Source organism: Chloroflexota bacterium (assembly GCA_035652535.1).
GTDB lineage: Bacteria > Chloroflexota > UBA6077 > UBA6077 > SHYK01 > DASRDP01.
The window spans coordinates 51,474-65,154 of sequence record DASRDP010000152.1 but is presented as its reverse complement, the minus strand read 5'-3'; the positions used below and the strand labels follow the sequence as shown (position 1 = coordinate 65,154).

Here is a 13,681-nt window from a genome sequence, read left to right as displayed (position 1 = left end):
AATGCTGGTGACCACCGATTTGTGGCGAGCCATCTACTTCCAGTTTCGCCCAGACGTGGCGAGCCCCGCCGCAACCCTCGACCTCCGGGTCCGAAAGGCCCTCGCGCACGCCATCGACAAGCAGATTCTCAACGACACGCTGTACGAGGGCGAGGGGATGATGTCCGAGACGATCCTGCCCCCTGGTGTGGATTACTCCGCGACGGTGGCGCAGTCCGTGACGTCCTACCCCTTTGACGTGCGAGAGACGGACCGGCTCATGGGCGAGGCCGGCTATCGCAAGGGGCCGGACGGGTTCTACACGACGCCGGCGGAGGGGCGATTCTCTCCCGAGCTGAAGGTGAACGCGTCCGTGCAGTACGAGAGCGAGCGCTCGGTCGTGGCGAGCGGCTGGCGGCAGGCGGGGATCGACGTGCAGGAGGCGGTCTTGCCGGCCTCGCAGGCGCAGGACCCGGTGCTGCGGGCGACCTTTCCGTCCATGTACGCGTTCAGCACGGGACTCGGGGAGCGCGCGCTCCCCAACTTCTCCAGCACTGCCATTCCGAAGCCGGAGAATCGATGGACGGGGAACAATCGGGAGGCCTGGGTCAATTCGGATTACGATCGGCTCTTGCAAGCGTTCAACACGACGCTCGACCGCGACGAGCGAATCCGCCAGATCGCCCAGATGGTGGGGATTCTGACGGACCAGCTACCGGCGATTTCGCTGTATTACGATCTGGGCGCGGTGGCGTACGTTTCCGCGCTGCAGGGCCCCGGCTCGGTCGCACCGGACACGACGGGGCTGGTGAGCTGGAACGTTCATGAGTGGACCCTTCGATAGACGGGTGGCCGCGCCCTCCAAACCAACAACCGAGGAGTGAGACGATGCCGAACAACCGAGAAGAAGAGCTGCTGGCGCGAGTGGGCCCGGGCACGCCCTCGGGCGAAGTGTTCCGCCGCTACTGGCTCCCCGTCGAGGTGTCCGCCAACCTGGGCGGCGGCCCCGGCCCGGCGTTCTCTGGCTCCAGCAATCCGCTGCGGCTGACGGTCCTCGGCGAGCAGCTCGTGCTGTTCCGCGACGGGTCCGGAAAACCAGGACTGGTGGCGGAGCATTGCAGCCACCGAGGAACCTCCCTCTACTACGGTCGTGTGGAGGACGAGGGGCTGCGCTGCCTCTACCACGGATGGCTGTACGACCGGGAAGGGCGATGTCTCGACACGCCGGCCGAGCCACCGGAGAGCAGCTTCAAGCACACGGTTCGCCATCCCGCGTATCCGTGCCGGGAGGTCGGCGGGCTCATCTTTGCGTACATGGGTCCGCCCGAGAAGGAGCCGCCATTCCCTCGATTTCCGCAGCTGTTCCGCGAGGACGGGGTTCGAATCACCGGGAATGGTCGGCGGATCCAGAAGTCGAATGTCTTCCTCCAGACCCTGGACAACGTGCTTGACGTTTGGCATCGCGAGGTCGCCCACGGGTGGTTCAAAGCCGTTCCGCGTGTGGGTTCGATTCACCACGGCACGAACGGGCAGGAGCCGACGCCCATCAAGTTCGAGCGGACGCCCTGGGGCGCCTGCTATGTGACCCTCCAGAACACCGCGAAGGAGGGTGTCTACGAGTATCACGAAACGCACGCCGTCATGCCGTGCCAGCGGATGGGCCAACCGGGCGGATCCTCCATCAACTGGGCCGTGCCCATCGACGACGCGACCACGCGGTGGTTCGGAGTCTCCTTTCACCCCTTCGACGAGCATGGCGAGATCCCCCCAAGCGTGCAGCAACGCATGTTCAGCCAGACGCCGTCGGACGCCGGCGGTCCCTTCTACGACGGGTGGGTTGAAGACGTGGGCCACTGGTGGAACCACGGCCACCCCCTGCGTCAGGGGCCGATCTGGGAGGACGAGGTGATCATGGGAACCCAGGGGTCCGAAGCGCGCAATCGCCTTCCCGATTGGGACCGGTGGCGGCTCGCAACGTCGGATCGAGGCTTGACCCTGATGCACGACCTCTGGCGAGAACAGGTCTCTCGGGTGGAAGAAGGCCTCGACCCCATCGGGATCGTGCGCGGCGAGGCCGCGGAGCGCTACATCCCGGTGCCGGGCGAGATCCGCCACGTCTCGTGGGACGAGGGCATGCGGCTGTTCAAGATGTCGCTCGAAGAGCGCGTCCAGCGGCGCGAAGCGCAGATCGCGAGGGGCCAGCGGCAGCCAGCGAACGGCTGATCCGCGCTCGTAAGCGTTTTGACCGTTACTCACTGGCAACGTTGCGCAAGGTTCGCGGTTCCCTCGGGTTGATACAAGAGAGACAGATCACCCGAGGAGGGAACGGAATGCGCAAACGCCTTCGCGCGCTGCGGTGGATCGTGCTCCCGGTGCTGGCGCTCGCCGTGATGCTGGGCGCCACTGGCGGGGTCGCCGTCCCGGCCGCCAACGCGCAGTGCTACTACTACGGCTGTAGCTCCTACGGCTACGGCAACTATTACGGGTACTACCCGTACTATTCTTCGTCGTACTACCCTTACTATTACTCCAGCTATTCGTATCCGTCCTACTACTCGAGCTACTATCCGTCCTACTACTCGAGCTACTATCCGTACTACTACTCGAGCTACTATTCCTACCCGTATTACTCGATGTACCCTTCCTACTATTCCAGTTACTACCCATACTCCTATTCGAGCTCCTACTATCCGTACTACTACGGCTACTATGGCCCGTACTACGGCGGGATGTACTACGGGTATTAGCAATAGCGCGACGTGCTGCGTCAACGCACCCCACGAGCCGGAGGCCATCTCTCCGGCTCGTGGCCTGGTCGGGGCCGGCTCAATTCCTGGCGCGCCGATAGCCGGCCGCCTGGGCGTCTGACTCGTTATCGAAGCACTCGACCTTGTTCTTGGTGCGCGCGTACGAACCGCCTGTCGGCACGTGGTAGATTTTCGAGCTCACGTTCCCCTTGATCTGGCCGATGCTGCACGGAGCGGCGTCTTCAGCGGTCAGCGGCTTTGGCGTTCGCGTCGGAGACGGGGCCGTGGGTGCGCGCGTGGGAGAGGGCGTCGGTTCGGCGGTGCTCGTCGGCTCCTCTTCGGCCACGGCCGCCGCGTCGGGGCCGCCGCTCTGGTCCGCGGCGGTCGATTGCGTCGCCGTGGAAGACGGGCTGCCGGGGTGCGCCGACGCGGTCGGTGACGCGGCAGGCGTAGCCGGGGCAGGTGGGGGATGGGGCGGATCGATCACGGCCTTCGGGCTCGAACACGCGAACGCGAGCGCGGCGAACGTGAGGGCTGCCGCGTGCCGAACGCGGTTGGGGCAAGCTGTTCGGATCACGCGCAGACTTTACCGCGCGATCAGCGGATCGTCTTCCGTTTGTTGTCGACGTAATCGACCAGGATGTACTCGCCGAGCCGGTCCGGCGTCGCGTAAAAGGCGCGGCCGCGGTTGATCTTCGTCATCTGGTCGACGAAGTCGGTGAGGTAGCGCCCGCGCTCCATCATGAAGGTGTTGATGCGGATGTTCTCGCGGGTGCAGCGGCTCACTTCACGCAACGTTTCCTGGAATGTGCGGTACGTCGGGGGGTAGGAGAACTCGATCTGACCGCCCTCGAAGTACGCGGTGGGTTCGCCGTCGGTGACGAGGATGACCTGCTTGGTGCCTCCCCGGTGGCGCGCCAGGAGCTGGCGCGAGACCATAAAGGCATGCTGCATGTTGGTCCCGTATCCCCACTCGCTCCAGCTCAAGTGGGGGAGGTCCTCGGTATTGATCTCGCGCGCATAGTAGGAAAAGGCGATGATGTAGAGGTTGTCGCGCGGGTACAGGCCCTTGATGAGGGAGTTGAGGGCGACCGCGACCTTCTTTGCCGCGAGGATGCACCCCCGTAGGAACATCGAGCGGCTCATGTCCAGCACGATGACCGTCGAGCTTTGCGTGACCAGCTCGTGCCGATACACCTCGAAATCATCTGGGGTGAGGCGAACCGGTGTGCCGGGGCCCTCTCGGACCACGGAGTTCATGAGGGTCTTCTGCATGTCCAGGGAGAAGGGATCGCCGAACTCGTAAATCTTGGATTCGTCGACCCGCTCGCCGCCCGGCCCGCGGTAATTCATGGGATGCTTGCCGAAGCTGTCGCGCTTCAGGTTGTGGAAGATGTCGGTGAGCGCCTTTTCGCCGATTTTGCGCATCCCCCGCGCCGTCAGCTCCATCTCGTTGCCGCGCCTGGTGACATACCCGGCCTCTTCGAGGATCTTCTGTAGCTCGCGGAGCTGCTCCAGCGCGTTCGCCTCGTCGTCGCCGAGGAGTTGGCGCACCTTCTCGATGTCCAGGTCCTCGAGGCTGCTGAGATCGCGCGCTTGCTGGATCTGTCGCTCGAGCGCGTCCAGCTCCTGGAGCTGCTCCATGATCTGCATCGCCTCGGCCAGGCTGACGGGCTCGTCGCCTCGGAACGGGTACTGTCGGCTGGACCGCGCGCCGGGCGCCATCTGGTCGAGGAGATCGGCCAGCTCCGCCAGCTCCTCGCTGAGGCCAGCCTGCTCCATGAGCTGCTCGGCCATCTCCTGGAGCTGGCGGCGCTGATCGGGTGACATGCTCTGCAGGATCGACTGCATCTGGCCGATGCGCTGCTGGATGTGCTCGACCAGATCGTCGAGGTTAGTGATGTCCCCGGGGAAGTTCTGTCCCCAGCGCTGCATGAACTGGTCAAAGTCGGGCTCGCGGCCCTCAGCGCGGTCCCGCAGCATTTGGTTCAAGTCCTGGAGCATCTGTCGCATGGCCGCCATGTCTTCCGGCGAGAGCGACTGCATGCTCTGCTGCATGCCCTGGAAGTAGGACTGCAGCACCTGCTGCTGCAGCATCCGGAGCAGCTCCTGGAACTTCTCGCGCGCCTCGGGGTCCATGAAGTCATAGTCGTTCAGGGCCTGGACGGCGCCGCCGATGTCCTGCGGGACGTCGTCGAGGTACTGGAGCTTCTTCCCGGCGATGTTTTCGAGCATCTCCAGAGGGCTTGGCCCGCTCGGCGAGCTTGAGGGCTGCGACGGCCCCTGGGGGCCCCCGTCCTGGCCCGTGGGCGAGCCCGGCTGCTGGCCCGACGGCCGGGATCCCGCCTGCTGCTGTCCCTGTGACGTCGGCCCCCGCGGCTCGCGGCCCTGTGAGCCGGCGTCCGCGTCCTCTGCGCCTTCTGCGCCCTGCTCAACGCCGCTGGGCGGCTGCTGGCTACGGGCCCGCGCTTCCTCCAGGCGCCGCTGAATGCCCTCGCGCTCCGTCCGGAGCACGTCCTCGAGCTTTTCCCGGATTTGGTCGATCATGCCGCCGAGGTCGTGGCGGTCGAGCTGTCGCTGGCGGGCAGCGCGCAGCCGCTCCAAAATGTTCTGGAGCCCCATGGTGCGATCGCCGCTTCGGTGCTGGAACCCGCGCTGGAGGATCCGCTGGAGCGCGCTCCGGACGTCGCCGTCTCCCAGCAGATCATCGGCGAGGTTCTCCATGATCTCATCGGCGTCGAAGGGGCTGACCTGCTGCGTGCCGTCCCATCGGGAGTAGCGGTATCGACTAAACGCGGTCAATCGAGGTCCGAACGAGGACTGCGGCGCGCGGCCCCCCGGGACGTTGTCAGCTTGCATGCGCCAGTCCTCCTCCTGTCGCCGGGGCGGTTACCTGCGATATCGCGTGCGGTGGTCCATGCGGTCCTTGTTCAGCTTGCGATTCAGGTGGAGCCCCTCCAGCACGAACTCGACGGCCGAGGCGATGGCGGCTGGGTTGTTCGGCACCCCCAGCTTGGCCACGGCAGCCTTGAGGCCCACGGCCGACGACGCCTGGAGCATGTACTCCATGGAGGGCAGGGTGTCGCCGACCTCTACGGACAGCCCGCTCTCGAAGGCGTGGACGAGATCGTCGAACTCCTGAACCGTGAAGTAGCGGTTGAAGACGTTCAACACGGCTCCCTGAATCAGCCGGTCCACGATGCGGTCCTCTTTCGAATCGCCCACGGTCTCCAGCTCGATCTTTCCCGTGGTCGAAGCGAGAAGGGCGGCCAGGTCGCTGACGCGCGGGGACACGTCGGCCTCGCCGACGCGCAGAGATCGACGCATCGCGCTGGCGATCAAGTTTTCGTAGTTGGAGATCGAGACGCGGACCGAGACGCCGGAGCGCTGCGAGATGTCCGGGCTCTTGCGCGCGAGGTGGGTCACCTCGGCGACGATCTCCTTCATGTACGTGGGCACGTCGGATTGGAGGCCCGGCAGCGAAAAGCGCTGGGACTCCTGTTCCATGATGCTGATCTCGTGCTCGAGCGTCTTCGGGTAGTGGGTGCGAATCTCGGACCCGAACCGGTCTTTGATGGGTGTGATGATCCGGCCGCGGTTCGTGTAGTCCTCCGGGTTGGCACTCGCCACCATGAACACGTCGAGGGGTAGGCGGATCTTGTAGCCGCGGATCTGAACGTCGCGCTCTTCCATGATGTTCAGGAGCCCGACCTGGATGCGCTCGGCCAGGTCCGGCAGCTCGTTGATGCAGAAGACGCCCCGGTTCGTGCGCGGAAGCATCCCGTAGTGGATGGTCAGCTCGTCGGAGAGGTAGCGGCCCTCCGCCACCTTGATGGGATCTACCTCGCCGATCAGGTCCGCGATGGTCGTGTCCGGCGTCGCGAGCTTCTCGCCGTAGCGGCGCTCGCGCGGGACCCAGGTGATTTCGGTGTCGTCGCCTTCCGCCTCGAGGCGCTCGATGGCGTAACGGCTGATGGGGGCGAATGGATTGTCGTTGACTTCGGAGCCGGCAACGACGGGGATCTCGTCGTCCAGCAGGTTCAGGAGCGAACGCGCGATGCGCGTCTTGGCCTGGCCTCGCTCGCCGAGGAAGATGATGTCCTGGCCGGACATGATCGCGTTCTCGATCTGGGGGATGACGGAATCCTCGTAGCCGACGATGCCGGGAAAGAGCTCTTCACCCTTCCGAATCCGGTCGGCGAGGTTTTTGCGCATCTCCTCCTTGACCGAAAGCGGCTGATATCCGCTGCGTCGCAGTTCGCCGAACGTCCTCGGCTGGTTCATGCCAACTCCTTGTCTACGAAGAGCTCCAACCTAGCATACTCGATTCGGAGCCCGGATTCTGTCAATCTGTGTCGGGGTGTTCCTCGCCCCGAGCGGGCGCGGAAACAGAGGCGGCAGCGTCCGACGACGCAGCCCCGAGGTCTGCAGGGGCGGGCGCGTGCCCACCTTCAGCGGGCGTCGGCTCCGCTACGCCGGCCGATTGGGTGAGACCCGCGGGGTCCGGCGCAGCGACTGCTGTCTCGGGCGTCGCTGGGGCCACCGCCGCGGCGACGGCTGGCGCTGGGCCCGGCGCTCCGTACCGAACGTCGCCATCTGGCCGCCGCGGGCGATCGTCGCGGCGATTGGCCCGCTGGTCCTGGCGCGGGTTGTGGACCGCGCAGATGATCCGTCCATTCAAGATCGATTTCGACGGCTGCTTCACTTTGCGGCCGCATACTTCACAGCGTGCGATGTGATCCTCCTCTTTGGTCCAGGCGCGATGGCGCTGGCTGGTTGCGCTCCAAATTTATTCCGCGCCCGCGGTGCTCGATGTTCAGTCTATCACAGCGATCCGGACGGGCCGCGGCGAAGCGAGTGGTGGGGCGGTGGACGGTCTCTGGGATTCGTCTCCGGCGGAGCGCCTGCCGCCTGCTAGTCTCGCGTTTCCGCTCCTATCGACTGACTCACGATGCGCTCGCGGAGCGCCGAGGGGGCGGACTCGTTGCAAGCGCGGCGAACCAATCGGCGTAGATTTTCCTCGAAGTGAAACAGGCGCAGACAGGGCGGACACGCGCCGAGGTGCCGCTGGACCTCCGTGATCTCCTCGCTCGTCAACTCTCGGTCGACAAATTGCTCGAGGAGCTGCAGCGCTTCGTCGCAGTTCATTGGGGGGAACCCTCCGTCGGGGGCGATACCCGGCGCGCGTAGTCGGCAAGCCACTTCCGCAAGATTCGCCTGCCGCGGAATAGCCGCGACATGACGGTGCCCTGCGGTACTTCGAGCATATCCGCAATTTCCTTGTATGAGAAGCCGGCGACATCCGAGAGGACGACGGCGAGGCGGAATGGCTCGGGGAGGGACTCGAGCGCGCGCCGAACGTCCACGTCCAGAATTCCGCTGAGGGCCTCGTCCTCCGCGCTCTCCGTTAGTGCGCTCACACCGTCCGTGAGCTGCGGATACAGCTCGGCCTCGACCATCTCGTCGAGGGACGCGTTTCCGCGCTCGTGACTGGTGTGTCGGAAGCGGCTGATGGCCGTGTTGCTGAGGATCTTGAAGAGCCACGCGCGGAGGTTCGATCCCCGGATGAACTGGTTGCGAAAGCGAAAGGCGCGGAGGTACGTCTCCTGGACGAGGTCTTCCGCGTCGGCCGTGTTGCGCATGAGGCGCAGCGCCGCCCGATAGAGGGCGTCGATGTACTCGAGCGCCTCATCGTCGGTGAAGCCGTGCTCGTCAGCGCCGGTGAAACGCGGCGGCTGGTGCGATTGAGAGATGGCGATGGTGAACCGTCCCCCCGCCTGGCGATCTGTGCCGGACCGCGCAGGCCGGCGAGCGGTTTGCGCAGGTGCCGGTCGGCATCGTGCCAGAAAATAGTAGCGTATTCGCCGATGTGAACGAGTAGAATGCGAGGCAGCGCACACGGAGGCGATGGGGTGGCAGAGGAGATTCCCCTCTTTCCGCTCAATACCGTGCTCTTTCCCGGCATGCCACTGCCGCTCCACATTTTCGAGCAGCGGTACCGAGAGATGATCGGCATGTGCTCTGAGCAGAACCGCCCCTTCGGCGTCGTCCTCATCAAGGAAGGCCTGGAGGTTGGGGAGCCGGCCGTGCCCTTCGACGTGGGCACGCTGGCCAAAATCATCGGCGTCGACCGGATGCAGGATGGGCGCATGAACATCGTGACCGTGGGCACGCGGCGATTTCGCATCCAGAGCTATTCGGCGCAGAAGCGGTCGTACATGGTGGGCGAAGTCGAGGTGCTGGAAGACGCGCAGAGCGATGCGACACCGAGCGAGTCGGTCGTGAGCGACGTTGGGGCGTTGGTGCAGCGGTACGTCGCGATGCTCCAGGCGGCTTCGGAGCAAGAGATCACCCCGCTCCAGCTCCCACCGACGGCTGAGGAGCTGTCATACCTGGTGGGGGCGGTGCTTCGAGTGGGCAACGAGGAGCGCCAGCGGCTGCTGGAGATGGACACGACGGTGAGTCGGCTCGAGCTGGAGCGCGAGCTTCTGCGCCGGGAGAGCCGAATCCTCGAGGAGCACCTCCAGCGGCGTGGGGGCAGCCTCGGCCCCTTCTCGCGAAACTGAAACGCCCCTGCGCCCGGCGCTGATCAGCGGAACAGCCTCCGCGGCTCCAGCGGTTCCGCCCTTACCCCACGCGCGTATGGGGATCGGGAAGGCTCTCTCCACCGAAGCACGTGGCCCGGGCCCGCTCGGCTGCATGCGCACAGTACTTCCGCTCCACGTCGAACCCGATCCCGAAACGGCCGAGCGACCGCGCGACTGCCGTCGTGGTGCCGGATCCATTGAAGGGGTCGAGCACGGTGTCGCCCTTGAATGAGTAGAGCTTGATGAGCCGCCGAGGCAGCTCGGGCGGAAACGCGGCGGGATGGCCGCCGGCGCGGCTGGGGGATTCGCCCGCAAAACGCCACGTGCCCAGCGACCACTCGAGAAACTCGTCGCGCCAGACGTCGCTCTCCTTTCCGCGCGCGTCCGGTCGCTTGCGTGTTTGCCAGGAGTAGACGAGGATCGCCTCCGTGGGGGTCGTGATCCAGGGGTCGCTGGCGCTCTTCCACGAGCCCCAGGCCGTTCGGCGGCTCACATTGCCCTCGTCCCAGAGGATCGTCGTGTTGTAGATGTAGCCCAGCGACGCGAAGATCTGGTGGTAGTCTGCAAGGAGGAAGCGTTTCTCCGTCGTAAGCTTGCGGCTTCCCTTGCCGCGACCGGTCCGCTCCCCGTTGGTGTCGACAGGGATGTTGATGGCGATTCGCGCCCCCGGCGCGAGGACCTGCCGCCACGCTTCGCCCCACCGGCGCACGTCCTCGAGATAATGCGAGTAGCTGAGCTGGTCGCTCCGCGCGCCGTAATCCTTGCCGAGATTGTAGGGTGGACTGGTCACGATGAGGTGCGCGGGTCGATGGATCAAGCTGGGGAGCGCCAGGCAGTCGGAGAGAAAAATCTCCGTGTGTTCATCGTGAAAGAAGCAAGCATCTGCCATCGCAGCAGGGATTGTAAGCCCGACAGTTCCGTAATGCGCGGGTGAACTCAGGCGCATCACCGACCGGAGAGGACCCGTGGCGCGCTCGATGCGTTGCACATCCGCCGATCTCGACGCATTTTTGGACGATGGAAAGCGCTACGAGATCATCGACGGAGCGCTGTTTGTGTCACAACAGCCCGGTTGGGATCATCAGCTCGTCTGCGTCGCGCTGGCGGTAGCGCTCGATACGTGATGCACGGACACGGGCCTCGGCGCGGTCAACGTTGCCCCCGGCCTGATCTTCGCCGAGGACGATGACGTCGCCCCAGACCTCGTCTACGTGACCGCCGAGCGGCTCCCGACGCTCCTTGACCGGACCGCAAGCTTCACGGCGCGCCCGACCTCGTGATCGAAGTCCTCTCCCCCGGAGCTGCGAACGAGCGCCGCGACCGCGAGGCCACGCCCGTGCTCTACGGGCGCAGCGGTGTGCGCGAGTACTGGATCATGGACTGGCGGCGGCGCCAGGTCCAGTGCTGCCGACGCGCGCAGGAGGGCCTGCACCCCGCCACCACCATGATCGAGGACGAGCTGCTCCAATCGCCGCTGTTGCCCGGGTTCCCCTGCCCTGTGCGCGTCCTGTTCGCGCGCGTTTCTCGCTGATTGTCGGCCGCCACCAGCGAAGAATGGGCCCGTCGCCCGGCTGGTGCCTTCAGGCAAACAGCCGGGCGAGCGCACCGGGCAGGTCCGCGAGTCGCTGGATTCTCGCGTCCGGCCGGAAGCTGTTCGGGTCGATGTCCTGATAGTCCGGCGTCCCTTCGACGAATACCGATCGGAGACCGGCCCGCTGCGCGCCCTGCACGTCCTCCAGCAATCGGTCACCGACGAAGACGGTCCCCGCTGGCCGCGCGCCCATCAGGCCGAGGGTGTGCGCGAACACCTGGGGGTCCGGTTTCCAGAGCCCGCATTCCGACGAGAACACGGTGGCGTCGAAGTGCCGCAGCAGGCCGAACCGCTCGAGGTCGCGGCGGTGGGCGTCGCCAGGCCAGACCGAGTTGGAGATCAGGCCGATCCGGACGCCGCGCGCCGCTAGCCAACGCAGCAGCTCCGCGGCGCCATCCTTCAGGGTCGCGCGCTCGGCGATCGGCTGGCAGTAGCTCATCACGGCCGCCTCGCGCGCATCGAGATCGAGCGCGAGCCCCATCGCCTCGCACATCTCGTCGATAAGCGCCACGAGGGTGGGCGGATCGAGCAGGGAATCGGTCGCCGAACGCCAGCGCCGGTCCATGGCCGCGATGAAGCGGGCGCGAAAACGATCGACGTTGACGCCAAGCCCGGCGGCGGTGAGGTGCGCATGGAGGGCGTGGACGCCCGGGAACTCCATCTCTGGCCACTTGGGCGCGCCGCCCAGATAGTCGATCAGCGTCCCGCCGAGATCGAAGACCACCGCCTCGAGCGCCTCGGGGACCGCCGGAGCGCGCCGCGCCGTGGATGCGATGGCATCGGATGCGAGGGCCAAACCAGGTTCGTCAGCCGGACACATGCCAAAAGCTTACCGAATCGCGAGCGGATGGAGGGGCGGCGCTGGCCAGCGGTGGCATCATTTCAGGAGGCGTTGCGGGGTGTCGGAAGCGGCCGTTAGACTGAGCGTGCGGAGGAGGCCTTGGCGGATCTCTTTGGCTTACGTCGCGGACGAACCGTTCGGGGCGTTGCGCCCACAGGGGCCCCGTACCTGGCGAAAGCGCTCGCGAGTCTTTCCTGCGCGCAGCTGGAGCTGGACCGCGGCTACCACGACAGCGCGGTCAATCGCGCGTACTACGCGTGCTACCAGGCAGCCGTCGCGGCGCTGGTCGCGGAGGACGTCGCGCCGGTCGTCGAGCGCTACTGGCCGCACGATGTCGTCCAGGTGAAGTTCCCCTCCGTCCTGGTCGATCAGCTCCATCGCTACCCGAATGGAATGCGGGGGACCCTGAAGGCGATCTTCGACGAGCGGCTGAAGGCCGATTACGAGCCGGACGCGGTCAGCGAGACGACGGCTCGGGAGGCGGTGCGGCGTGCGCAGTCCTTCGTCGGTCTCGTCTCGGCGCGGGTGGGAAGCCAGTGAGGGCCCGGAGAACCCGCGCCGAACGAGTCGCAGACACGATTCTCGCCGAGCTGATGGATGCGATCCTGGAGCGGTTCGCCGATGCGACGTTCGAGGTCCGCGTGAGCGAGGACGGGCGCATCTACCTCAGCGTGTACAGCTACGTCGACGACGACTTCGTGATTCAGGACCTGGTCGCCGAGCGCACCGTCGACGCAATGCTGCAGCATGATGTGCGGGTGCACGTGCTGCCGCGCCACTCATCCCAGCAGTTTCGGGACTAGCCCCCGCGCCCGAATCCACTCCGCTGTCCGTCCGGTGATGACGTGGTCGCGCATCTGGAGGTCACGCACCGTGGGCGAGCCGGTGAGGAACAGGACGGCGCGAAGCGTGTCCAGCAGCCCACGCACGTACTGGCGCAGCGCCTCGTATCCTTCGAGGGCGGCTGACAGCATGGGGCGGGCGATGGACGCGGCGTCGGCCCCCAGCGCCAGCGCCTTGGCGGCATCAAGGCCGGAGCGGATCCCGCCGGTCGCGATGATCGGGAGTCCGAGCCCAACGCATTCCAGAACCGAGGCGGCCGTCGGCGTGCCCCAGTCCGCCAGGGTCTTGCCCAAGTCCTCCGCCGATGACAGGCCGCGATCGGCGGCGCGCAGCGCCTCCACGAGGGCGAATGAGGTTCCGCCGGCTCCCCCCACATCGATCGCCGCGACACCTGCATCGCGGAGCGCCCGGGCCTGCGATCGCGTCACGCCCGCGCCGGTCTCCTTCGCGATCACCGGGACGCCGATCGTTCGCGCTACGCGTCGGACCGCGTCCAAACACCCGCGTGCGTCCGTGTCCCCCTCCGGTTGGACGACCTCCTGCAGATAGTTCAGATGGATCGCCAGGGCGTCCGCCTGAATCACGGCGACCAGACGCGCGATCTCGGAATCGGTCAGGGCCGGCTCGTCCCTTTGGGCGATGAGCTGCGGAGCGCCCACGTTCGCGATGAGGAATGCATCCGGCGCCGCCGCGCGCGCCACGGCGTAGGTCGGGATCAGCTCTGGCCTCCGGATCCCGGCGCGCTGGCTGCCAACGCCCATCGCGAGGCCAAATTCTTGCGCCGCCCGTGCCAGCGTGCGGTTGATCTCCTCGGCCCGCGGGTGCCCCCCGGTCATGGAGGCGATGACGATCGGGGCCTGTAGGTGGCGGCCGAACAGGTCGACGCCCAGATCCACGTCGGAGAGGTTGATCTCGGGCAGCGACTGATGGAGGAGCGTAACGTCGTCCCAACCGGGGGATATTGAGGCGGCCACCGGCCGATTTGCCGCGACGTCGATGTGATCCGCCTTGCGGGCCGGGATATCATCCACGGAGGATCACTCCTCTTTCAGAGGCACATTCTAGCTCAGCGGTCGCGCGTATCATTCGCGTC

Annotated in this window: 16 protein-coding genes; 8 read left to right on the top strand and 8 right to left on the bottom strand. The window is 66.1% G+C overall.

From position 1 onward, the window contains the following. From VFC51_18975 to VFC51_18965, 3 genes are all read left to right on the top strand, one after another. The coding region (locus tag VFC51_18975; GenBank protein ID HZT09111.1) for an ABC transporter substrate-binding protein at positions 1-823 on the top strand (823 nt) is incomplete at its 5' end. Between the two features lie 44 nt (positions 824-867). After that, positions 868-2,202, top strand: coding sequence for a Rieske 2Fe-2S domain-containing protein (locus VFC51_18970; GenBank protein ID HZT09110.1), 1,335 nt, complete (start codon positions 868-870; stop codon positions 2,200-2,202). A gap of 107 nt (positions 2,203-2,309) precedes the next feature. Continuing rightward, a complete protein-coding gene (locus tag VFC51_18965) occupies positions 2,310-2,726 on the top strand; it encodes a hypothetical protein (protein ID HZT09109.1) in 417 nt (138 codons plus the stop codon). Positions 2,727-2,805: 79 nt separating this feature from the next. On the opposite strand, the gene VFC51_18960 is transcribed toward VFC51_18965, so the two are convergent. From VFC51_18960 to VFC51_18940, 5 genes are all read right to left on the bottom strand, one after another. Further along, on the bottom strand, positions 2,806-3,303 hold the full coding sequence (locus tag VFC51_18960) for a hypothetical protein (protein HZT09108.1): 498 nt from the start codon (positions 3,301-3,303) through the stop codon (positions 2,806-2,808). Positions 3,304-3,323: 20 nt separating this feature from the next. Then, the gene (locus tag VFC51_18955; protein HZT09107.1) at positions 3,324-5,585 is read right to left on the bottom strand and encodes a VWA domain-containing protein; all 2,262 of its coding nucleotides are present in this window, start codon (positions 5,583-5,585) and stop codon (positions 3,324-3,326) included. Positions 5,586-5,615: 30 nt separating this feature from the next. Continuing rightward, positions 5,616-7,010: a magnesium chelatase gene (locus VFC51_18950; GenBank protein ID HZT09106.1), complete on the bottom strand. Its 1,395-nt coding sequence runs from the start codon at positions 7,008-7,010 to the stop codon at positions 5,616-5,618. 630 nt (positions 7,011-7,640) lie between these two features. Beyond that, positions 7,641-7,874: a mycothiol system anti-sigma-R factor gene (gene rsrA / locus VFC51_18945; GenBank protein HZT09105.1), complete on the bottom strand. Its 234-nt coding sequence runs from the start codon at positions 7,872-7,874 to the stop codon at positions 7,641-7,643. After that, positions 7,871-8,479 carry a sigma-70 family RNA polymerase sigma factor gene (locus VFC51_18940; protein ID HZT09104.1) on the bottom strand — a complete coding sequence of 203 codons (609 nt, stop codon included), beginning with the start codon at positions 8,477-8,479 and terminating at the stop codon, positions 7,871-7,873. The genes rsrA and VFC51_18940 overlap by 4 nt, the downstream gene beginning before the upstream one ends. A gap of 159 nt (positions 8,480-8,638) precedes the next feature. Here VFC51_18940 and VFC51_18935 point away from each other — a divergent pair, with 159 nt between their 5' ends. Continuing rightward, positions 8,639-9,292 (top strand): LON peptidase substrate-binding domain-containing protein, encoded by a 654-nt coding sequence (locus VFC51_18935; protein HZT09103.1) that lies wholly within the window; start codon positions 8,639-8,641, stop codon positions 9,290-9,292. A gap of 61 nt (positions 9,293-9,353) precedes the next feature. Here the strand turns inward: VFC51_18935 and VFC51_18930 are convergent, their stop codons facing one another. Continuing rightward, the gene (locus tag VFC51_18930) at positions 9,354-10,130 is read right to left on the bottom strand and encodes a site-specific DNA-methyltransferase (GenBank protein ID HZT09102.1); all 777 of its coding nucleotides are present in this window, start codon (positions 10,128-10,130) and stop codon (positions 9,354-9,356) included. Between the two features lie 148 nt (positions 10,131-10,278). Here VFC51_18930 and VFC51_18925 point away from each other — a divergent pair, with 148 nt between their 5' ends. Then, positions 10,279-10,437 carry a hypothetical protein gene (locus VFC51_18925; protein HZT09101.1) on the top strand — a complete coding sequence of 53 codons (159 nt, stop codon included), beginning with the start codon at positions 10,279-10,281 and terminating at the stop codon, positions 10,435-10,437. A 152-nt stretch (positions 10,438-10,589) separates the two neighbouring features. Further along, positions 10,590-10,844 carry a Uma2 family endonuclease gene (locus VFC51_18920; GenBank protein ID HZT09100.1) on the top strand — a complete coding sequence of 85 codons (255 nt, stop codon included), beginning with the start codon at positions 10,590-10,592 and terminating at the stop codon, positions 10,842-10,844. 49 nt (positions 10,845-10,893) lie between these two features. Here VFC51_18920 and VFC51_18915 read toward each other — a convergent pair whose 3' ends face one another. Beyond that, complete coding sequence (locus VFC51_18915) at positions 10,894-11,700, bottom strand: HAD family hydrolase (GenBank protein HZT09099.1); 807 nt, start codon at positions 11,698-11,700, stop codon at positions 10,894-10,896. 144 nt (positions 11,701-11,844) lie between these two features. Here VFC51_18915 and VFC51_18910 point away from each other — a divergent pair, with 144 nt between their 5' ends. Beyond that, entirely contained in the window at positions 11,845-12,285 is a 441-nt protein-coding gene (locus tag VFC51_18910; GenBank protein ID HZT09098.1) for a HEPN domain-containing protein, read from the top strand. Then, a complete protein-coding gene (locus tag VFC51_18905; protein ID HZT09097.1) occupies positions 12,282-12,548 on the top strand; it encodes a hypothetical protein in 267 nt (88 codons plus the stop codon). Before VFC51_18910 ends, VFC51_18905 begins: the two co-directional genes overlap by 4 nt. Here VFC51_18905 and fni read toward each other — a convergent pair. Continuing rightward, entirely contained in the window at positions 12,525-13,619 is a 1,095-nt protein-coding gene (fni, locus tag VFC51_18900; protein ID HZT09096.1) for a type 2 isopentenyl-diphosphate Delta-isomerase, read from the bottom strand. The genes VFC51_18905 and fni overlap by 24 nt on opposite strands. Positions 13,620-13,681: the final 62 nt, after the last annotated feature.

Excerpts from the sequence above, each read along its gene's own strand:
- VFC51_18970 (HZT09110.1), top strand. The coding sequence starts at position 868 with ATGCCGAACAACCGAGAAGAAGAGCTGCTGGCGCGAGTGGGCCCGGGC.
- VFC51_18965 (HZT09109.1), top strand. The coding sequence starts at position 2,310 with ATGCGCAAACGCCTTCGCGCGCTGCGGTGGATCGTGCTCCCGGTGCTG.
- VFC51_18955 (HZT09107.1), bottom strand. The coding sequence starts at position 5,585 with ATGCAAGCTGACAACGTCCCGGGGGGCCGCGCGCCGCAGTCCTCGTTC.
- VFC51_18950 (HZT09106.1), bottom strand. The coding sequence starts at position 7,010 with ATGAACCAGCCGAGGACGTTCGGCGAACTGCGACGCAGCGGATATCAG.
- rsrA (HZT09105.1), bottom strand. The coding sequence starts at position 7,874 with ATGAACTGCGACGAAGCGCTGCAGCTCCTCGAGCAATTTGTCGACCGA.